17 protein-coding genes are annotated in these 20,456 nt (G+C 41.1%); 12 read left to right on the top strand and 5 right to left on the bottom strand.

All coding sequences use genetic code 11. The features are described from left to right. Positions 1-5 precede the first annotated feature (5 nt). Positions 6-1,259 (top strand): efflux RND transporter periplasmic adaptor subunit, encoded by a 1,254-nt coding sequence (locus tag L0657_RS10940; protein ID WP_235150759.1) that lies wholly within the window; start codon positions 6-8, stop codon positions 1,257-1,259. A 35-nt stretch (positions 1,260-1,294) separates the two neighbouring features. Next, complete coding sequence (locus L0657_RS10945; protein WP_235150760.1) at positions 1,295-1,912, top strand: hypothetical protein; 618 nt, start codon at positions 1,295-1,297, stop codon at positions 1,910-1,912. Between the two features lie 102 nt (positions 1,913-2,014). Here L0657_RS10945 and L0657_RS10950 read toward each other — a convergent pair whose 3' ends face one another. The 4 genes from L0657_RS10950 to L0657_RS10965 all read right to left on the bottom strand — a co-directional run bounded on the left by L0657_RS10950 (position 2,015) and on the right by L0657_RS10965 (position 6,100). Then, a complete protein-coding gene (locus L0657_RS10950) occupies positions 2,015-2,638 on the bottom strand; it encodes a response regulator transcription factor (protein ID WP_235150764.1) in 624 nt (207 codons plus the stop codon). Between the two features lie 447 nt (positions 2,639-3,085). Continuing rightward, positions 3,086-3,721 carry a response regulator transcription factor gene (locus tag L0657_RS10955; RefSeq protein ID WP_235150767.1) on the bottom strand — a complete coding sequence of 212 codons (636 nt, stop codon included), beginning with the start codon at positions 3,719-3,721 and terminating at the stop codon, positions 3,086-3,088. Between the two features lie 179 nt (positions 3,722-3,900). After that, complete coding sequence (locus L0657_RS10960) at positions 3,901-4,821, bottom strand: sugar phosphate isomerase/epimerase (RefSeq protein WP_235150768.1); 921 nt, start codon at positions 4,819-4,821, stop codon at positions 3,901-3,903. A 7-nt stretch (positions 4,822-4,828) separates the two neighbouring features. After that, a complete protein-coding gene (locus L0657_RS10965; protein ID WP_409015053.1) occupies positions 4,829-6,100 on the bottom strand; it encodes a Gfo/Idh/MocA family protein in 1,272 nt (423 codons plus the stop codon). A 279-nt stretch (positions 6,101-6,379) separates the two neighbouring features. Here L0657_RS10965 and L0657_RS10970 point away from each other — a divergent pair, with 279 nt between their 5' ends. Then, complete coding sequence (locus L0657_RS10970) at positions 6,380-8,011, top strand: Na+/H+ antiporter (protein WP_235150773.1); 1,632 nt, start codon at positions 6,380-6,382, stop codon at positions 8,009-8,011. A 101-nt stretch (positions 8,012-8,112) separates the two neighbouring features. Here the strand turns inward: L0657_RS10970 and L0657_RS10975 are convergent, their stop codons facing one another. Next, complete coding sequence (locus L0657_RS10975) at positions 8,113-9,639, bottom strand: S8 family serine peptidase (RefSeq protein WP_235150775.1); 1,527 nt, start codon at positions 9,637-9,639, stop codon at positions 8,113-8,115. A gap of 168 nt (positions 9,640-9,807) precedes the next feature. Here L0657_RS10975 and L0657_RS10980 point away from each other — a divergent pair, with 168 nt between their 5' ends. The 9 genes from L0657_RS10980 to L0657_RS11020 all read left to right on the top strand — a co-directional run bounded on the left by L0657_RS10980 (position 9,808) and on the right by L0657_RS11020 (position 20,437). Further along, positions 9,808-11,097, top strand: a complete 1,290-nt coding sequence (locus L0657_RS10980) for an aminopeptidase P family protein (RefSeq protein ID WP_235150776.1) — start codon at positions 9,808-9,810, stop codon at positions 11,095-11,097. An 85-nt stretch (positions 11,098-11,182) separates the two neighbouring features. Further along, positions 11,183-11,812 carry an MgtC/SapB family protein gene (locus tag L0657_RS10985; RefSeq protein WP_235150778.1) on the top strand — a complete coding sequence of 210 codons (630 nt, stop codon included), beginning with the start codon at positions 11,183-11,185 and terminating at the stop codon, positions 11,810-11,812. Positions 11,813-12,006: 194 nt separating this feature from the next. Next, a complete protein-coding gene (locus tag L0657_RS10990; RefSeq protein ID WP_235150780.1) occupies positions 12,007-12,891 on the top strand; it encodes an EboA domain-containing protein in 885 nt (294 codons plus the stop codon). Beyond that, on the top strand, positions 12,869-13,900 hold the full coding sequence (locus tag L0657_RS10995; protein WP_235150783.1) for a TatD family hydrolase: 1,032 nt from the start codon (positions 12,869-12,871) through the stop codon (positions 13,898-13,900). The genes L0657_RS10990 and L0657_RS10995 overlap by 23 nt, the downstream gene beginning before the upstream one ends. Positions 13,901-13,902: 2 nt before the next feature. Next, the gene (gene eboC, locus L0657_RS11000; RefSeq protein WP_235150785.1) at positions 13,903-14,772 is read left to right on the top strand and encodes a UbiA-like protein EboC; all 870 of its coding nucleotides are present in this window, start codon (positions 13,903-13,905) and stop codon (positions 14,770-14,772) included. Positions 14,773-14,844: 72 nt separating this feature from the next. Continuing rightward, positions 14,845-16,020, top strand: coding sequence for a 3-dehydroquinate synthase (locus tag L0657_RS11005; protein ID WP_235150786.1), 1,176 nt, complete (start codon positions 14,845-14,847; stop codon positions 16,018-16,020). 56 nt (positions 16,021-16,076) lie between these two features. Then, entirely contained in the window at positions 16,077-17,282 is a 1,206-nt protein-coding gene (gene eboE / locus L0657_RS11010; RefSeq protein ID WP_235150789.1) for a metabolite traffic protein EboE, read from the top strand. Between the two features lie 329 nt (positions 17,283-17,611). Continuing rightward, entirely contained in the window at positions 17,612-18,973 is a 1,362-nt protein-coding gene (locus L0657_RS11015; RefSeq protein ID WP_235150791.1) for an alkaline phosphatase family protein, read from the top strand. A 276-nt stretch (positions 18,974-19,249) separates the two neighbouring features. Further along, positions 19,250-20,437 carry a sorbosone dehydrogenase family protein gene (locus tag L0657_RS11020; protein ID WP_235150793.1) on the top strand — a complete coding sequence of 396 codons (1,188 nt, stop codon included), beginning with the start codon at positions 19,250-19,252 and terminating at the stop codon, positions 20,435-20,437. Positions 20,438-20,456 lie beyond the last annotated feature (19 nt).

Below are 20,456 nucleotides of genomic sequence, written 5' to 3' on the forward strand. Positions count from 1 at the left end.
AAGAAATGAAATTAAGATCAAACATATACGGATGGCTAATGCTGATATTTTTTATCAGTATTTATTCCTGCAAAAAAACTTCTGACGAGGTCAGGGAGCATGACGATCAACAGACGCATGTAGAAGAGCAGGCCGCACATCAAGAGCCTGAAAATAAGGAAGTTGAGCTAAACGAAGCGCAGTACAGTGCTTCAGATATTGTTCTCGGAAATTTTGAAAAGAAAAACCTGAGTGAAGTGATCAATGCGAATGGGTATACCAAACTTCCGCCGCAGAACCAGGCTGACGTTTCCGTATTCATGCCCGGAATAATCAAATCAATTAAAGTGATTGAAGGCCAGCGCGTAAAAGCTGGCGAAACGATTGCGACGCTGGAAAGTCCTGAATTTCCAAAACTTCAGGAGGCTTATTTGACGTCGGAAAGTAATCTTGAATATTTAGCAGCTGAGTTTGAGAGACAAAAAACACTGTCAGAAGAAAATGTGAATGCCAAAAAAGCCTTTCAAAAAACAAAATCGGATTTCGAAAATGAAAAAGTGAGATACAATTCTCTGAAAAAACAGTTGAATATGCTGCATCTGGCAAGTGATGGCGTTGGAAATATTTCGTCAACAGTGGCAGTTACCGCTCCAATTTCCGGCTATATCACAGAGGTAAATATCAAAATTGGCAGCAACGTTCAGCCCGGCAATCCGCTGTTCAGTATTGTGGATAATAGTAAAATGCACGTCGATCTGTTGGTTTATGAAAAGGATTTGCAAAAAGTGAAACCTAACCAGACTGTTCGTTTTGTATTAACCAATCAGGATAATTCCGAGATTCAGGGAAAAATTTTCAGCGTTGGAAAAGCCTTTGAAAATGAAACAAAATCAGTTGCTGTCCATGCAGACATTCTGAATGACAAACAGATCCTCATCCCGGGTATGTACGTAAACGCGTTGATCGACATCGGGAAAAATGAAGTAAACGCTTTACCTGTCGATGCTGTTGTAAAGGCAGACGGCAGGGAATTCATATTTATTTTGGAAGAAATTCATGACGTGAGTAATAAAACCGGTGAAAATGCTGAGTCGAAAGGCTCGAAAAAGTTGTATCATTTTCAACGCATCGAAGTGAAATCCGGGACCGCACAATTAGGATATATCCAGGTAACGCCGCTCCAAACATTAAATAAAGATGCAAAAATTGTTCTGGAAGGCTCATATTATATCCAAAGCCATTTGCTGAAAAGTGAAGGCGGAGGCGGGCATGAACATTAATAAAATTCCAAGATTGCTTATTTGAGATAGAAAAAATGTATAGTATAATCACTGCTACGATATTGTTAGGATTAGTGCATGCCCTGATTCCTAACCACTGGCTGCCACTGGTGGCTGTGGCGAAAGCTGAAAAATGGGAAAAAACTGAATTGTTAAGTGTTGGGTTTATTATTGCGTTGGCGCATGTCGCTGGTACAGTGGCTCTGGGCATAATTCTCGGTATTATAGGAACAAGAATTGCCAGCCAGTACAGCGGATTCGTTGATATTATCGCTCCGGTTCTGCTAATTATTTTTGGATTAATCTATTTTTCCGTGAACCTGCCACACCATCATCACGGAGCTCAGGAAGACGTAAACAATTACAAAAAATCAAAATCGAGGTGGATCTTTGTTTTTGTCATGATGATGTTTTTATCGCCCTGTCTGGAAGTAGAAAGTTTATTTCTTTCTGCCGGTGCATTTGGGGTGAAAAATGTATTACTCTTGGCCCTGGTTTACGCGGTGACTAGTATCGTCGGAATTGTCAGTTTGGTTATGTTGGCCTTCAAAGGAATTCATTTGGTTGATACAGATTTTATTGAACATAATGAAAAACGTATCACAGGCATTATTTTGATCCTGGTCGGCATTGTAACATTTTTCTTACACTAAGTTGCGGTCAGATTCAAGTTAAAAAAAACGAAGTTGCCCCTATTGACTGAGGCAACTTCGGAATAATTTGGGCATGAAGGGTATCTAGACAGATTTAGTCACTTATGCTCTTGATTGGTAAGATTCAACCTTATTGACCAGGTCTACTACATTTTTAACCTGCATTTTTCGGTAAATTTTGAATTTCATCGTGCTGATTGTTGAAGGAGCCAATTTGAGTTCTTTGGCTATTTCCGCTGTCCGCGATCCTTTCAAAAGAAATTGCAGAATTTCCGATTCTCTTGTAGAAAGCAAAGTCATCAGATTTTGATCCATTAATCCTTCCAGCAGAAAATCTGTTATGCCGTCAAAAATATATTTCTTCCCCTTGATAACTGTACTGAGTGCGGATTGAAACTCATATTTCGTCATCGTTTTTAGACAAATGCCGTCAACGCCTTTCTTCAGATATGGGATTGCCCATACCTTTTCGTTTTCTTCGCCCATCACCAGGATCTTTATATTTGGCTGTATACGTCTGATGCTGTCGAAGCTTTGTAGGTTTGATAAGTTAGATAAACGAATGTCCATAATCAGAATGTCGTAATAAGACTTTTTTAGCGCTGCCTGAGCGTTTTCCCAATTATCGGTTTCTTCAATTGATGCGTCGCTGACATTTTCCTGAATCGAAGCAGTTATGCCAAGACGGAAAAAGTCGTTTTTGATAAAAAGCAATATTCTTGTCATGATTTTCGATTTTAAGATGCTGATAAATGATTATTCAGAATGGATTTGAATCTTTCGAGACAAATCCAAACGGCATTAAAAAGTAACGACCTTTTTTAAGCGAAGTTTTTCGGTAATACCGGAAAGTTTCCCGTATTAATAAATCGATTGAGTAATCATGATAACCAGCCCAAAATCAAAGATTTTTGCTTGATTTAGGGCATAGCTGGGAAGGAGAAGTAGCGCTGAGAAATAAGTCAGATTGGTCCTAAAAATGTTAGAGTTGTTCATCCATAAGTGTGTCCGGTATGTGTTTGATATGTTAAATTTTCTATCAAATCTAACGGACATTTTTGGAAGCATTTGTCGAGATACAGGAACATTTATGTAGATATATCTCTATCATAATTGATTTCTGCTTGTAGAGAAACTTTAATTTTGACATTTAATATTTTTCTTTGCCGGTAGTTAAAAATTTTTCAGAAGAGAAACCTTTTTTGATAGCTCAATTTCATCAGCGACTTCGAGTTTATCAAAGATTCTACGTTTATAAGTACTTACCGTATTTTCCTTCACCTTCAATATCAGCGCGATTTCTTTGGTCCACTTTCCTTCTGTCAGAAGCTGCATAACCACCATTTCCCTTGGCGACAGGGTCATTATCGGATTTTGGAGTTTTTTTGAAGAAGCGTCGCCGAGGTTATTAAGCAGGGTTTGCTGTATATGGTAACTCACATATTTTCCGCGGTTAATCAGAGCTTTGTAAGCCAACTGAAATTCTTCATGCGAAGACGATTTAGATAGAAAGCCATCAGCACCTGCCTGCATATACGGCAGTGCATAAACATCTTCATCATATCCGGAATGAATGAGAATAAGTATTTCTGGCTGCCGTTTTCTGACAATTTCCATCATCCGGATATTTTCTCCACCCGGAACATCAATATCAAGAATGAGTAGATCAAATTTTTCGCTTTCCAGCAAGGATAATCCAGCGGGGAAATTATCCGCTTGTGAAATTGTTGCTTTTGGATCAGAGTCGGCAATCAGTTGTCGCAGTCCCAGCCTTATTAAGGGATGGTCCTCAATAATTAGTATGTTCATGAAGAGTGTGTGTATACTTAATATTCACAAATCTAATTATTTATGAACACCAATTTGACAGAAATGTATCTACAAAAACCATCCATTATGTGACAGATGTATATAAATTTTTTCTATAAATTATAAAAAGAAACCCCGGAATTAGCTCCCAGGGTTTCTTTTGCCATTGTTAAATAGAGTTATGCTGCGAAAATCTTATCCATGAAATCTTTGATAGTCTGTAATCTTTTGCGATCACCGCCGGAAACTTCCGCAGATGCCCAGCCTGAATAACCTATTTTTTGCAGTGCTTTATTTACTTCCGGCCAATTACAATCGCCTTCAAAAAATTCGACGTCAAATCCTTTCCAAAGTCCAAGATCATTCTGTTTTTTAAAACTGAATTCTTTAAGATCCAGTTTCAGGATCCGCTTATCCAGCACTTCAATCCAGGAGACCGGCCAGCCATAACGAAGGACATTACCGACATCAAAATACCAGCCAATCATCGGATTTTTGAAATCATCAACATACTTAGCCGCTTCGATAGGACTGATCAAAAACTGGTTCCAGACATTTTCCAGTGCGATTTTTACACCGGTCTTTTCAGCAATCGGCAACAGTTTCGCGAGTTCAGCCCTGGACCTTTCATAAGCCTCAGCATAAGTAACGGTCGCGTTGACGACACCCGGAACTACCAGAACCGTAGTTCCGCCATATTGTTTTGTATCCCAAAGTGCTTTCTCAATGGATTTTACACATTCTTCGCGTTTTTTTGGATCCGGATCTGATAATGGAAGTTTCCAGTGCATAGAGTTAACAGTTCCAGGAAGTTCCAGGCCTGTCTTGTCCCGTGCCGCGAGCACTTCCTTCATATCAAGATTATCCGGCGAGTCCAGTTCAACACCGTCGTAACCAATATCTTTCAACATTTTAAATTTGTCCATAACAGACAAATTTTCCTTCACCATTCCCCATTTCAAGCTTTTCTTGATCATGGGTCTGGCCAGGTTTGCGGCCGGTGCGGCAATGACATCGGTTAACGAGCCAATTCCCATAACCGCACCGGTGGTTGCAACTGTTGCAAATGCAGTATTTTTCAGAAATTCTCTTCTCTGCATAGTCAATTTACGAGAATGACGTGATACCAGGTCTGGCAACTTCAACAACAGGAGGCTTCATATCAAAGCTGAAATCAGCTGAGCTCTGAGGACCCAGTTTTTCCGTTGAATTCATAGCTTCTTCCCAGGTTACGCGCTTTCCGGTATATGCAGCCATTCTTCCCATGATAGCCAAAAGCGTACTTTGCGCCATAAATTCGCCATCATTCAAAGGAGTTCCTTTGCGGATTGAGGCAAACAATTCGTCATGTTCCGTTTGGTACATGTCATTTTGTTTTCCTTCATATTTCCATGGATTCTGACCGTAAATTTCGTGAACGTTGCGTGCGCAGTTTACCATTGCTCTTCCTTTTGTTCCGATCGTTTCTACAAGGTAACTGTTTTCACAATTTGCCTGCTGTCTTGAATGGTGGAAGCCTTTTACGCCGTTTTCATATTCATAAGTCACCGCGAAGTGGTCGAATATATTACCAAAAAGTTCTTCCGTTCTAACCTGGCGTCCACCAGTTCCGGTTGCTGAAATCGGTAATTTTCCACCCATCGCCCAAGACATCATGTCAATGCTGTGCACAGCCTGTTCCACGATATGGTCACCAGCAAGCCACGTATAATAAGTCCAGTTACGCAATACGTATTGTGCATCCGTCCAACCCTGTACGCGTGGGAAAGACCACAGTGTACCCGTATCATAAGTATTATAAATTGCCGAAATATCACCAACCGCACCGTCAAGGATTTTCCCAAAACTCGCCCGTTTTGGCTCATGATATCTCCAGCAGAAACCGGACATTAAGGAAAGATTTTTCTGTTTTGCCAATTTCGCTGCGTCTAAAACTTTACGAACGCCGGGCGCATCAACCGCAACTGGTTTTTCGCAGAAAACATGTTTTCCGGCGGTGATCGCAGCTGTTAAATGTTCAGGACGGAAATGTGGAGGTGTAGCAAGAATTACCACATCAACACCCGATTCAAGAACTTTTTTGTATGCGTCAAAACCCACAAATTTATGACCATCGTCTACCTTTACTTTTGCACCATGTACTTTCGTTAGGTTTTCAAGTGACGATTGTAATTTATCAGGGAATATGTCACCCATCGCATGTAAAACGACGTTTGGGTCTGCTTTTAAAGCTTGATTGGCAGCTCCTGATCCACGTCCGCCACAACCGATCAGGCCTATTTTTAGCGTATCAGCGTTGATATCGCCAGCGAAAGCTTTGTTGGGGTTGAGGATGGTAATCGTTGGCAAAGCACTGCCCGCTATTGCGACGCCAGCCATTTTTAAAACATCTCTACGGGAAGCATTCATATTCTATAAGGGATTAGGTTTGATAATATTGTTACATAAGATCTTGGAGCAGTCACACTGCTTTTAATATTCCATGCAAAGATTTAAAGTTAAATAAATCTATCAATTGTTTTGCTAATTAATTTTAAAAATCATCAGGTTTAATGGTTCAGCTCCAAATTTAGTACCATTGCAAATCGTTTTGAAACGCTTAAAATTCCGTAATATTACAGACTCCTTTCTTATTAATTCGTCACAACTTTGGTTAAAATGTCCATTTGGCTTATGGCTCAGGATTCTGTACAGGATAACTTATTACTTGTTATTTCTTTATTATTTGGTGTTTCGATGCTCACTATGTTGAGTGAAAAACTACGGATTTCCTACCCGATATTTCTTGTTATCGCCGGTTTGCTTATTAGTTTCATTCCCGGAATTCCTCATATATCACTGGAACCAGACTGGGTCTTTTTGTTATTTTTACCTCCGCTTCTTTATTCTGCCGCCTGGAATACTTCCTGGAAAGATTTTTGGTATTTTAAAAGACCGATCGGCCTTTTGGCAATTGGTCTGGTTGTATTTACAGCAACTACGGTAGCGTATCTGTCCAATGCCATGATCCCGGATTTTACGCTGGCGATGGGTTTTGTTTTAGGAGGAATAATTTCGCCTCCGGATGCTGTGGCCGCAACCTCTGTTCTTCAGGGATTAAAAATTCCAAGACGGGTAGTCACGATTCTGGAAGGGGAAAGTCTCGTAAATGACGCATCTTCCCTGATTGTTTTCCGTGTTGCGTTAGCAACGGTATTGACTGGTCAGTTTATTTTTTGGAAGGCTGGAATAGACTTTTTTGTCGTTGCCATTATGGGAATTGTCATTGGCGTTTCCATCGGGTATATGCTTTACCTGGTCCACAAATTATTTCCCACAACATCAAGCATTGACACAGCACTGACTTTAATTGCTCCATATCTGATGTATATTGGTGCTGAACATTTTCACTTTTCTGGCGTTCTTGCAACCGTAAGCGGCGGTTTATTTCTCAGTTACAGATCAAATGAAATATTTTCATATAATTCCCGGATGCAGTCGCAATACGTGTGGGAAACAGTTGTGTTTTTGTTGAATGGTATAGTGTTTATCATGATCGGGTTGCAGCTGCCTGACATTATTGAAGGTCTCGGTAACAACTCCATTGGAGAAGCTGTATTTTATGCCGTCGTTATTAGTATTGTCACCATCGTTATCCGAATCATATGGGTTTTTCCAAGTACTTATTTGCCTCGGATTTTAAGTAAAAAAATCAGGGAAACTGAGCCTAAGCCATCATGGCCAACCGTCTTTGTTGTTGCCTGGAGCGGTATGCGCGGCGTAGTATCTTTGGCTTCCGGATTGGCTGTTCCGTTGACGCTTGCAAATGGCACAGAGGCTTTTCCTCAGCGGAATTTGATGCTGTTCATCACTTTTATCGTAATTCTTTTTACGTTGGTTTTGCAGGGATTGAGTCTTCCTTATCTGATCAAATGGTTGAATATCAAAGATGATGGAGGTAACGAGGAAGAGCAGGAAATTGCGGTGCGTCTGCGCCTGGCGACAGCCAGTTTGAGTCATATGCAGTCATCTTACGGTGAAGATGTTCAGATGATAGAGGCATTTAGCCGGTTGAAAGATCGGTATGAGCGCATGATTGAAAATGCAAATAATCGATTGGTGGAAAAGGAGAACAAAAGCTCCACAGCTGATTTTTTACCAAAATACCGAACGATGCTGGTAGAAATTGTAGCGATAAAAAGAGATGAACTTCAAAAATTAAGAAGAGAAAGAATTTATTCCGATGAAATATTAAAAGCCAGAGAACGAGAGCTGGATTTCGAAGAAGCCCGACTGCGCGATTCACCCTGAAAAATAAGAAAACTCGTTCTAAACAATCGAACGAGTTTTCTTATTGTAGAAATGTCTCTCAGCGGACTAGTGGCTAAAAGCTAAAAATTGACAGCCAACAGCTAATTCCACTGAACTTCCACCGCGTAATCTTTCAAATCAATCGTTGTGAAATGCTCACCATTCTGGCGTTTTAGTGAAATTTTTCCATTTTGAACTTTCGCTGTTTGCTGGGACATTACGTCCTTATTATTTTTCTTGCGGTAAATAGCAACGAGGTTTTCGTCTGTCGTCACATCCACCTCACAAGTCCGTCCTTTTGCATTGATAAGTTTTGAATGATTAGGCAAATACGGCGCTTTTGCAAGCGCCAGTGCACGGGAAGCCAGCGGTACGCCGTAACCCACAAAGTTATTTCCATAAGGATATAGGTGTGCCGATTTTTCGATCAGATCAATCAATTCCTTGTTGGTTAATTTCGGATTTGCCTGAATCAGACATGCCGCAAAACCGGTGATTACAGGTGCAGAAAGCGAAGTTCCGTATAGAGAATAACAGGAAACATTTGGCTTTACATATTCCAAAAATTCGGGGCCTACGCTGCTGTATCCAATTCGGTTCCAAAGTTTTGCGTTGGTGGCGCCTATTGATAATACACCTTTCGCATCCGCAGGAGCCGAGATAATTTCCCAGCTTTTATCTTCGCCTTCGTTTCCGGCAGAGACCACGATCATCATTCCTTTTTTGTCAGAAGCGATCTGTGCGGCACGTGTGATCGCACTCGTTTTTCCATCCATCTGAGATGGTTTATAGTTTTCTTTCGGATCAGAAAATCCTTTGGCATAACCCAGCGAAGTATTGATCAGCCGAACACCAAGGCTGTCCATCCATTCGATAGCTGCGATCCAGTTATCTTCCTCACCACGCCATTCACGCAGGGAATAATCGGTACGTGCCAGATAGAATTTAGCATTTAGCGCAAGCCCGTATTGCATTTGTTCCTGATTGTCAATTCCTGAAATTGCAGCTAACACCTCCGTTCCGTGCATATCGGAAAATGACTCGGCAGTACTAAAAAGTAACTCACCGGATCTTCCCGGTTTCACGTAATCATGGATACCTAAAATTCTTTTATTTTTAAAAATATGCTGCAAGGCAAGCGAAGAATCGGCGCCATAAAAACCGGCATCAATCACGCCAATCGTAACATCTTTTCCATTAATTCCCGCCTTTTGAAAAGCGTCGGCCTGCACCTGCGACATCACCTGGGCCATTTGCGCTTTTTCAACCGGCTGCGTTTGTGCGATATAAAAACCTGAGGTCATCGGAATGACTTCTTTTACAAATCCCAATTGGCGAACTTTTTCTGCCTGATCGTAAGTCAAAACCGCAGAAACCGCATTTAGCCACTTCGAACGGTTGACAATATTGACAGCATTTTCCTTCAATATTTTTTGATATGCATCACGGATAGGAAGGTCGGTTTCATCAGATAAGGCATTGCCGAATTTCTGTCGGTTTTCAAGCGTCGCCTTTGAAACTGCGGGGGCGTCAGTTAAGTTTTTGTCTTTTAAGTAGATCCAGTATTTTGGCTGTGCAGAAAGCAGTCCGGGAATACATAATAACGCCAGTAAAAATAATCTCTTCATGTACTATTTAAGTTGTTAGGTTGTTGTCTTTCGCAATATATGTAACCGAATATTGAAGTCACATTCAGTAAAGATCTGAGCAGCGTCACTTTACTTTTCTTCTATTTAAATTAAGAAGTAAAACGTAATTTTACAAATTAAATTACCAGTTACAAAAATTTAGAGTTTATGCGTTATTCGTCCATAGATAAAAACCTTTTCATAGAAAATCGTCGAAGACTTTCCGGTTTGTTGAAACCAAAATCGTTGGCCATTTTGAATTCGAATGATATCATGCCAACAAATGCAGATGGTTCGATGGGTTTTCGTCAGAATACGGATCTTTTTTATCTTACGGGAGTTGATCAGGAAGAGACAATTCTGCTTGTTTTTCCGGAACATCCTGACGAAAAATTCAGGGAAGTTTTGTTTGTCCGCGAAACCAATGAACTGATTGCGGTTTGGGAAGGCGAAAAGTTAACCAAAGAGCAAGCACGTGAGGTATCCGGAATCAAAACTATTTTCTGGACACATCAATATGAAACCGTTTTCCGGAACATCGTTTACGAAGCTGAAAATGTATACCTGAACGCTAACGAGCATACCCGCAACGACTCGCCGGTATTAACCCGTGACGGGCGTTTTGTGTATGAGTTTAAAGAAAAATATCCCTTGCATCAGCTCGTTCGGCTGGCGCCTTTGATGCATCAGCTGCGCGCCATCAAACAGCCGCAGGAAATTGCATTGATGCAAAAAGCATGTGATATCACAAAATTGGGTTTTGAAAGATTGCTGAAATTTGTAAAACCTGGTGTTGAAGAATTTGAAATCGAGGCGGAATTGCTGCATGAATTTATAAGAAATCGCTCCAAAGGATTTGCCTATCAGCCGATTATTGCAGCCGGCGCAAATGCCTGTGTTTTGCATTATGTCCAAAATGACAAACCTTGCAAAGACGGCGATGTGATATTGTTGGATGTTGCTGCCGAATATGCCAATTATGGTTCCGATCTGTCGAGAAGTATTCCTGTGAATGGTCGGTTTACAAAACGTCAGCGTGATGTTTATGATGCTGTTTTACGAGTTTTCAAAGCGTCAAAAGCGATGCTCGTAACAGGTGGACTTTGGGATGAATACCATGTGGAAGTCGGGAAAATCATGGAAAGCGAGCTGCTTGGTTTAGGGTTGATCACAAAACACGATATTGAAACGCAGGATCCGGAATGGCCGGCTTATAAAAAATATTTCCCACACGGCAATTCCCACTTTCTGGGACTTGATATTCATGATGTAGGAAATAAATATCGTCGATTCGAACCGGGTATGGTATTTACTTGTGAGCCAGGTATTTATATCAAAGAAGAAGGTCTGGGTATACGATTGGAAAATAATATTCTTATCACCGCTGACGGCAATATTGATCTAATGGCTCATATCCCAATTGAGGCGGAGGAAATTGAAGAATTAATGAATTCATAAGAATAGTTATATTTGATACCCCGAAAGCCGGAAGATTTTAAAAGCTTCCGGCTTTCGATCATATAAATGGACGATACACAATCAAATGGATTTTTTTACCGAGGACCTTTACAAATTACTTTTTTCATTTTTGTTAGGCGCTATAATCGGTGCTGAAAGAGAATATAGAAGTAAGTCGGCCGGGCTGAGGACCATGATTTTAATTGCCGTCGGTTCCACCGTTTTTACACTAATATCCATTCAAATTAGCGGAGATGCCGGACGAATTGCTGCGAATATTGTAACGGGTATCGGTTTTATTGGCGCAGGAATAATTTTTCGGGAAAATAATCGCGTGGTGGGTATTACGACCGCGGCCATCGTTTGGGTAACTGCTGCTTTGGGTATGGCGATTGGTGCCGGTTATTATGTAATCGCGCTATATTCTTTTGTGATCTCAGGAATGTCTTTGGTAATTTTAACGCCTTTTCAAAAATGGATCAGGAATAAAAACCAGATCAAAAGTTATCGGTTAAAGTGTGTATACCAGAAAAAAACGCTGAAAGATTATGAAGCTGTTTTCAAACGTTTTGGAATGACAATACTCGGGGCGGAACAAAACCGGTCTGGCAATTATATAACCGGAAGCTGGCTTTTGCAGGGCTCGCTTCAAACACATGAAGAGCTGACAGAATATCTTTTAGATGACAATGAAATTACAGAATTCGATTTTTAGTAACTATTAGATACAATTGGAAATTATTTTTTCCTTAGATTTCTCGCGTCAGTGCCTAAACTGACACAAATCAGGAAATAAATAACGTTATCAGTAAACCAGTGTTCATAATTTAGTGTTTTAGTTAAGATTGAACCATAACCCATTTTCTTAAAAGTTTAGGACAGTGATGTCCTAAATGAAATTTATTTTATATGTCTGATATTATTAAGACAACGCTCTGGGAAGTTATTAGCCTGAATACTTCGGAAACCGAATCCGGTTGGTTGATAGAAAAGGGAAGTGCATCGGCCATCGAGCTAATGACTGCCTTTGTCGCTTCGCCCAGGTTTTTAACTAAAAAAATTGTAAGCGTTAGTCAGGAACAGGAAAAAAAGCTGATGGAGGCACTTTCTGGTTTCTCAATAACCGGTTGGAGCCTTGTTCGCACCGCTCGTGTCTGGCTTTTGACTCAACTTGATGATTCCGATAAAAATGTTTTTATCAAAAATATAGAAACGCTTTTTGACACGGCGGAAATGAATGAGCTGGTTGCGCTTTATTCTGCGTTGCCGGTTTTGTCTTATCCCGAACGATGGCTTTTCCGCGCCACCGATGCAGTTCGTTCCAATATGGGTTTTGTCTTTGATGCAATCGCTTTGCACAATCCTTATCCCTCTAACTATTTCAGCGAACTGGCTTGGAACCAGCTTGTGCTGAAAACTATTTTTAACGACAAACCTGTACATTTTATAACAGGACTGGAAGAACGAGAAAACGAAAATCTGGCATTGATTCTTTCTGATTTCGCGCATGAACGCTGGGCAGCTGGTCGTTCCGTGGCTCCGAATGTGTGGCGTCTGGTAAGTAAATTTATGAATGAGCCACTTTTATCTGACATGAAGTATTTATTTGCTTCGGGTCAGCCGGAAAATCAGGAAGCGGCGGCGTTGGCTTGTGCTGATTCCGAATATGCTCCCGCAAAAGCTTTATTATCGACGTATCCCGAATTTGAAAAATCAATTAATGAAGGGGTTCTAACCTGGTCCAATCTAGAATTTACAGACTTAAATACCTATGTGCCAACATTGCAAAGATAGTAGCGCGCCGAACCCGTCACATTTCGAGGAAGGCGATGGACTGGCAAATTCTCCTGCTCATGTGGAAATGGCGTTGAGCGAATATAATGAACTGATCCAGGGAATGCGTTTTTTTGACCCGCATATCCACATGGTTTCGCGTACGACCGACGATTATCAGGCGATGCGAAAAGCTGGTATTGTTGCTTTGATCGAGCCTTCATTTTGGGTAGGTCAGCCGCGTACAGGACTTTCGAGTTTTAAAGATTATTACAGCAGTCTGGTAGGGTGGGAGCGTTTCCGTTCTTCTCAGTTTGGTATAAAACATTACTGCACGATGGGACTGAATTCCCGTGAGGCAAATAATGAGCCGCTGGCTGAGCAGGTGATGGAAATCCTGCCTTTATATATTTACAAAGAAGGCGTTGTGGGTATCGGAGAAATCGGTTTCGACGATCAGACGGCGGCCGAAGAAAAATATTATCGCTTGCAGCTTGAATTGGCAAAAGAGGCAAAACTACCAGTCCAGGTCCATACGCCGCACCGCGACAAAAAGCGTGGAACTGAGCGAAGTATGGCAATTGCGCTGGAACATGGACTCGATCCTTCCTGGGTAACAATTGACCATAATAATGAAGAAACAGTAAAAAGTGTCTTGGATCAGGGCTTTTATGCTGCCTTCACGATTTATCCTTTTACAAAAATGGGTAATGAAAGGATGGTAAAAGTCGTTGAACAATATGGACCTGAGCGCATTATGGTAAATTCTGCCGCCGACTGGGGGATTTCTGATCCGCTGGCTCTACCCAAAACTGCTGCGCTTATGAAAATGAGAGGAATTTCAGACGAAGCCATTCGTTTGGTCACCTACCAGAATGCAATCGATGCATTTGGAAAAAGCGGCCAGATCGATGTTTCTGATTTTGAAAGCGGACTGTCGGTTGAGAAAACGGAAAAGTTTCATGGTAATTCAATTTTACGCGGAGGTCAGCAACCTGACGTTTCCAAAAATTCCCTGGTAATCCAATAAAAGTGGCTGATTTAAAACCTTATTTACAATTAACACGACCAGCCAATCTGGTGACCGCCGTAGCTGATATTCTGGCTGGAATGGCGATAGCACAATTTACTTTTTCAAGTTTCAATCCGGCATTACTGGTTATTTCAACGCTCGGTCTCTATGGCGGCGGTGTGGTAATGAACGATGTTTTTGACGCAAAACTTGATGCCATTGAAAGACCCGAGCGACCAATCCCGAGCGGGAAAGTACCGCTTCCGGCTGCAACGATGCTCGGAATGACGCTGCTTTTCGGAGGAGTTTTAGCTGCTGCTTTATTTAGTTTTCAAAGTGGAATGATTGCGGTAGTCGTTGCGGCTTTGACGGTTTTATATAATCGTTTTGCAAAACATCACGTCTTTTTTGGGCCTTTGACAATGGGCATGTGTCGCGGTGGAAATCTGCTCCTGGGTATGAGCGTATTGCCGGAATCGTTTCAGCAGTGGGGTTTTGTAGCAATTTTACCAATTGCATACATTGCGGCAATTACTTTAATCAGTCAGGATGAGGTGCATGGTGGCAAAAGGAGAACGCTTTATATTGCAGTCTTTCTATATCTTATCGTGTTGTTGGCACAATTATATATTGCTCAAACACAGGGGAATGTTCTTTTTGCACTTCCTTTCGTTCTTTTGCATGCCTGGCTTATCGGTCGTCCGTTATACAATGCGATCCAGAATCCTGTTGGACCTTTAATCGGGAAAGCGGTGAAGGCTGGTGTGCTTTCCCTGATCGTCATGAATGCATCCTGGTGTATGGCTTTTGGGCTTTGGCCTGTTGCATTGGCGGTTCTGGTTTTGTTGCCATTATCCATACTTTTAGCCCGCGTTTTTGCGGTAACATAAATTATAGAATACAGGGAAAAAGGCTTGAAAAAAGTCAACCCAACATTCGGTCATTCATTATTGTTTTTTAAAATGCAAACCATAAAACAGAGCTTCAAAGTAGAATACAATTATTCTATTTTTTTTACCAATAATCTTTTTGACACCGCTAATAATCAGTTAAGTGACTTTTTCAGCACTTATGAAGAACAGGGATTTCAGCGTAAAGTTTTGGTTGTGATCGATGGTGGGTTTCTTTCGCACCATCCTGAATTGTCGGATGCTATCAAAAATTATTTTGCAACAAAGGTAAAACATATCCAGCTTGCCAAAGATGTTATCGTGGTTCCTGGTGGTGAAGCATCAAAAAATGACCCGGATTTATTTGAAAAACTGGCGCAAGCTATTGATATATATGGTATTGACCGCCACTCTTTCGTTGTAGGTATCGGCGGCGGAGCTGTACTGGATCTGGTTGGGTATGCCGCTGCGGTTTCACACAGAGGAATTAAACTAATCCGGATTCCGACAACGGTTTTGTCCCAAAACGATTCAGGTGTTGGCGTGAAGAACGGTATCAATTTTCACGGCAAGAAAAATTTTCTGGGAACCTTTGCACCTCCCGTGGCTGTCTTCAACGATCTTACATATTTAAAAACGCTGGACGATCGTGACTGGCGTTCCGGAATTTCAGAAGCTATAAAAGTGGCTTTGATTAAAGACAAGTCGTTCTTCGAGTGGATTGAAGAAAACGTTCAGGCGCTTGCGCAACGTGATGAAGCAACAATGTCTTATCTTATCCATCGTTGTGCAGAAATGCATACCGAACATATTGGAAGCGGCGATCCGTTTGAATTTGGCTCTTCCCGTCCATTGGATTTTGGCCACTGGGCAGCTCACAAACTTGAATATCTGACCGATTTTGAAGTGCGTCATGGTGAAGCTGTGGCAATTGGTATTGCACTGGATTGTGTATATGCGAACAAGATCGGTATGCTTTCAGATGCTGATCTAGACAGGATTTACAATGTGCTGTTGAAGTTGGGTTTTGATCTGTATCATGTCAAACTTGCTGAAAACGATAAGATAAATCTGCGTAACGGCTTACATGAATTCCGTGAACACCTTGGAGGAAGACTTACGATCATGCTTCTGGAAAAAATAGGAAAGGGTGTGGAAGTGCATGAGATGGACGCCGATATCATTGCTGAGTCAGTTGATGTTCTGGAAAAATTTCATACTGATAAAAAGGTACTGGCAGAAGGATAGTCTGTCTGTAAAAAACTTTCGTTCGCGTTAAAATAATTTCCCCTAAACCGGCTATCATGATTACCCCATACGGACACCTAACCTATTGCAGCAATATTCATCCTGGCGAACAATGGAATGATCATTTTAAGGCATTACAAGAAAACATTCCATACATCAGGCAGCAGCTCGCTCCCGGCGAGCCGTTTGCGCTGGGACTGCGAATCGCAAATGAAGCGTCGATTGAACTGAGCAAACCAGAACGTCTTTCAGAATTTAAAGACTGGCTGACAGCGCAGAACGTTTATGTAACCGTAATCAATGGCTTTCCCTACGGCGGTTTTCATGCGACACCTGTCAAAGATGATGTACATACGCCCGATTGGACAACTTCTGACCGGGTGGAGTATACCAAACGTCTTTTTACAATTCTTTCACAAATCATTTTGGAAAATACTGAAGGTGGCGTTTCAACACCTCCTTTATCCTATCGCTTGTGGTGGAAAACGGAAGAAGAAAAAAGAAATACAATTGAGATTGCCACTAAAAACATCCTGACGGTTATTGATCACTTAATTACGATCGAACAAGAATCGGGAAAAATATTACACCTGCACATAGAGCCTGAACCTGACGGAATTTTAGATAACACGGTTGATTTTGTAAACTGGTATAAGCATGATCTTTTACCGATAGGCATTACTTACCTAAAAGAGAAATACAGTTTTTCGGATGAAAAAAGCAAGGAGACGATTCTACATTATATCCGTCTTTGTTACGATATCTGCCACGCCGCAGTAGCTTATGAAGAGCCGGAAGATATTTTGGCAAGGCTTGATGAAGTTGGAATAAAAGTCGGGCGAATACAGGTAAGTTCGGCTTTAAAAGTTGACTTCTCCATTGATGCTCAAACAAAATATGACGCTATCAAAGCGTTCGATGAGCCTGTTTATTTGCATCAGGTTGTAGCTCAAACTTATGAAAACGGGAAAAAATATTATCCTGATCTTCCCGAAGCATTAGCAGATTATAAAGAAGGTGAACAGAAAGAATGGCGGGTTCATTTTCACGTTCCCTTGTTCATAGAATCGTATGGTGCGCTTGATTCGACACAAAATGCCATTATCAAAACATTAGCAATTCATAAACAGAAACCATTTGCCCCCTGTTTGGAAGTAGAAACCTATACTTGGGGAGTTCTGCCGGAAGATATACAAAAACCGATTGGTGAATCAATTGTCCGGGAAATGGAATGGGTGAAAGAAGTGCTTTTTAATGGTTAATTGTTAAGGGTTAATTGTTAATGGTGGAGAGTAGAAATGTCTTTTATAGTTTCTAAACTTCTTATAGGAGGAATTATATTTTAAGCGATTTTTACTCTTTTTGGGTCTTTCATTTTTAGAGTGAATTGGTAGCCAAGAAATTTCATGAATTCTTTTTGCCTCATGTTTATGGAAAAGATTAGGTGTTAGAAATTTTTCGGCTCCTTTGGAGCCACCTGTTTATAGAAAAGTCCATCACCCAATAATCCAAGGCTCAGTAGGAGCCTCCTGTTATTGGATAATTATCTTGAATAATTCACTGCTGAATTAGCTTCAAAATTAAGACCAAAATGAATAAAACTGTTGTCATTGATATAGTAGGATTAAGTGCTAATTTGATTGGCGAGCATACGCCATTTCTAGAAAAATATATTGAAAAACGTCACTTAAGGTCAATAAAACCAGTTCTTCCCGCGGTTACCACGACTTCGCAAAGTACCTATATCACAGGAAAATGGCCGGTTGATCATGGAATTGTAGGCAATGGCTGGTATGACAAGGACGACTCGGAAATAAAATTCTGGAAGCAATCAAACAAGTTGGTTCAGGCGGATAAAATCTGGGATGCAGCTAAAAAAGCGGATCCAACCTTTACATGTTCAAAAATGTTCTGGTGGTATAACATGTACTCAACCGCTGATTTCTCAGTAACACCGCGTCCGCAATATCATGCCGACGGTGTGAAAGCGCCGGACTGTTACGCTTATCCGCCGGAACTCAGAGATGAATTGCAGGAAAAATTGGGTCAATTCCCGCTTTTTAGTTTTTGGGGTCCGAACGCTAATATCAAATCAACACGCTGGATTGCAGACGCTTCCATGTATGTCGACGAAAAACATAACCCGACATTAACACTTATCTATCTACCTCACCTGGATTATTGTCTTCAAAAATTCGGCCCGGATTTTTCTAAAATCAGTAAGGAACTTGGTGAGATTGACAAGGTTGTGGAAGACTTGGTTACTTTTTACGAAGCGAAAAACGCGAAGATTATTTTGCTTTCGGAATATGGTATCAATCCGGTTAATAACCATATTGATATAAACCGGATTTTACGAAAAGAAGGCCTTATTTCCGTAAGAACTGAACGTTGGTATGAACTGCTGGACGCTGGTGCATCAAAAGCCTTCGCCGCATCCGATCATCAGATCGCGCATGTATATCTGAACGATCCCACAGTTCAAGAGCAGGTTGTCAAGATTTTAAAGGCAACGCGCGGAATTGATCTGGTTTTGGATAAGGAGCAGCAAAAGGAATATCACTTAAATCACGACCGCTCAGGCGATCTGGTCCTCGTTGCAAAACCCGATAGCTGGTTTACTTATTACTATTGGCTGGACGATGCCAAAGCACCGGATTTTGCACATCTGGTTGAGATTTTCAAGAAACCTGGCTACGACCCTGTCGAAATGTTCATGGATCCCAAAAATCCATTTATCAAACTTCGTGCAGGTTATAAGCTCGGCAGAAAACTTTTAGGGTTTAGATACTTGATGGATGTTATTCCATTGGATGCAACTTTGGTAAAAGGTTCTCACGGAAGCGTAAATGTCCCGAAGGAATATTTTCCTATCCTGGTTACCGACCAGGCGATAAATAAGGAAATACAAGCGGTTGATGTATACGATATAATCTGGCAGCATTTGGTTTAATATTTAACGCACCGGTTTGAAATCGGTGCGTTTTTGATTCAGCGTTTGCAACGCGTGAAATAACCTGCCCGATAACCGTTTCGCCTTTGTTTGTGAAGGTTTAAATTTTCGGTCTTCTGCCTCTAACAAACAAATAAGCTTCCAGGCAAAAATTTACAACTAAGTCTTAGGCTTCTCCCTTTCTCGACAGATGTATCCAATTGGTATACTATTTTATACTTCGCAAAGAAAACAAATCAAATACCGCAACGTTCATTAATAAAATAAACCAACGATATGAAAAATATACACATACCATTTCTGTTTTCCCTCATCCTGATTGGATTAACATCGGCCTGTTCATCCTCAGACGACGATAACGATGAAGGTGAGGCAGGGACAGTTGAGACGATCCAGGCAGTTGAAGCCTTTCCTTCGCTTACTTTCACATCACCCGTAGATTTCAAACAATCCCCTGACGCGTCAAACAGATTTTTTGTAGCGGAACAACAGGGCGTTATTAAAGTTTTCGATAATGCCGCCGGAACATCCGCGAGTTCCAACTTTTTGGATATCAGAAGTAAGGTAACTTCCAGCGGCGAATTAGGTTTGCTAGGTTTTGCCTTCCATCCTGATTTCGCGACGAACGGATTTTTCTACGTTAACTATACCCGTGCGAATCCGTTGCAGACAGTTATTGCAAGATATAAGGCAACAACGCCTACGGCAAACACGACAGATATTTCCAGCGAAATGATCTTATTGACTTACAATCAGCCATTTTCAAACCACAACGGAGGTTCTATGGAATTTGGAAAAGATGGTTATTTATACATTGCTTCCGGTGATGGAGGAGGAAGTGGTGATCCGCAGAATAATTCTCAGAATATGAAATCTTATCTGGGAAAGATTTTAAGAATTGACGTTAATGCAACAACAAAAGGTAATTATGGCATTCCGGCCGACAACCCTTTTGCTGGAAATGCCAACGGGTCACTTGAAGAAATTTATGCATATGGATTAAGAAATCCCTGGAAAATGAGTTTCGATACCGGTTCCGACCGATTCTTCGTCGCTGATGTTGGTCAGAATGTAAAAGAAGAGATCAATCTGATTACCAAGGGTGGGAATTTCGGTTGGAAAATTAAAGAAGGAAAAGATTGTTACAGCCCTTCTTCCAACTGCGATGCAACAGGACTTATTGAGCCAGTTCTTGATTATGGCCGCTCGGATGGCGACGTATCGATCACGGGCGGATATGTTTACAGAGGTGAAACGATCAAAGGTTTGATTGGAAAATATATTTATGGAGATTACGTTAGTGGCCGGATCTGGGCGCTGGAGTTGGATGGAAATCAGGTAAAAAGCAATGCACTTCTGATGAAATTCGGAGGGTCGATATCAACTTTTGGACAAGATTCAAAAGGTGAAGTTTACTTTGCAAATTACCGAGCCGGGAAGATATTGAAGCTGGCAGTGCAGTAGAATGAGTTACGAGTGGGAA

The sequence above is a fragment of the Dyadobacter sp. CY345 genome, assembly GCF_021502725.1.
In the GTDB taxonomy this organism is placed as follows: domain Bacteria; phylum Bacteroidota; class Bacteroidia; order Cytophagales; family Spirosomataceae; genus Dyadobacter.

Bases quoted from the DNA above. Each gene is read 5' to 3' on its own strand.
- L0657_RS10940 (WP_235150759.1), top strand. From the start codon at position 6: ATGAAATTAAGATCAAACATATACGGATGGCTAATGCTGATATTTTTT.
- L0657_RS10945 (WP_235150760.1), top strand. From the start codon at position 1,295: ATGTATAGTATAATCACTGCTACGATATTGTTAGGATTAGTGCATGCC.
- L0657_RS10950 (WP_235150764.1), bottom strand. From the start codon at position 2,638: ATGACAAGAATATTGCTTTTTATCAAAAACGACTTTTTCCGTCTTGGC.
- L0657_RS10955 (WP_235150767.1), bottom strand. From the start codon at position 3,721: ATGAACATACTAATTATTGAGGACCATCCCTTAATAAGGCTGGGACTG.
- L0657_RS10960 (WP_235150768.1), bottom strand. From the start codon at position 4,821: ATGCAGAGAAGAGAATTTCTGAAAAATACTGCATTTGCAACAGTTGCA.
- L0657_RS10965 (WP_409015053.1), bottom strand. From the start codon at position 6,100: ATGGCTGGCGTCGCAATAGCGGGCAGTGCTTTGCCAACGATTACCATC.
- L0657_RS10970 (WP_235150773.1), top strand. From the start codon at position 6,380: ATGTCCATTTGGCTTATGGCTCAGGATTCTGTACAGGATAACTTATTA.
- L0657_RS10975 (WP_235150775.1), bottom strand. From the start codon at position 9,639: ATGAAGAGATTATTTTTACTGGCGTTATTATGTATTCCCGGACTGCTT.
- L0657_RS10980 (WP_235150776.1), top strand. From the start codon at position 9,808: ATGCGTTATTCGTCCATAGATAAAAACCTTTTCATAGAAAATCGTCGA.
- L0657_RS10985 (WP_235150778.1), top strand. From the start codon at position 11,183: ATGGATTTTTTTACCGAGGACCTTTACAAATTACTTTTTTCATTTTTG.
- L0657_RS10990 (WP_235150780.1), top strand. From the start codon at position 12,007: ATGTCTGATATTATTAAGACAACGCTCTGGGAAGTTATTAGCCTGAAT.
- L0657_RS10995 (WP_235150783.1), top strand. From the start codon at position 12,869: ATGTGCCAACATTGCAAAGATAGTAGCGCGCCGAACCCGTCACATTTC.
- L0657_RS11005 (WP_235150786.1), top strand. From the start codon at position 14,845: ATGCAAACCATAAAACAGAGCTTCAAAGTAGAATACAATTATTCTATT.
- eboE (WP_235150789.1), top strand. From the start codon at position 16,077: ATGATTACCCCATACGGACACCTAACCTATTGCAGCAATATTCATCCT.
- L0657_RS11015 (WP_235150791.1), top strand. From the start codon at position 17,612: ATGAATAAAACTGTTGTCATTGATATAGTAGGATTAAGTGCTAATTTG.
- L0657_RS11020 (WP_235150793.1), top strand. From the start codon at position 19,250: ATGAAAAATATACACATACCATTTCTGTTTTCCCTCATCCTGATTGGA.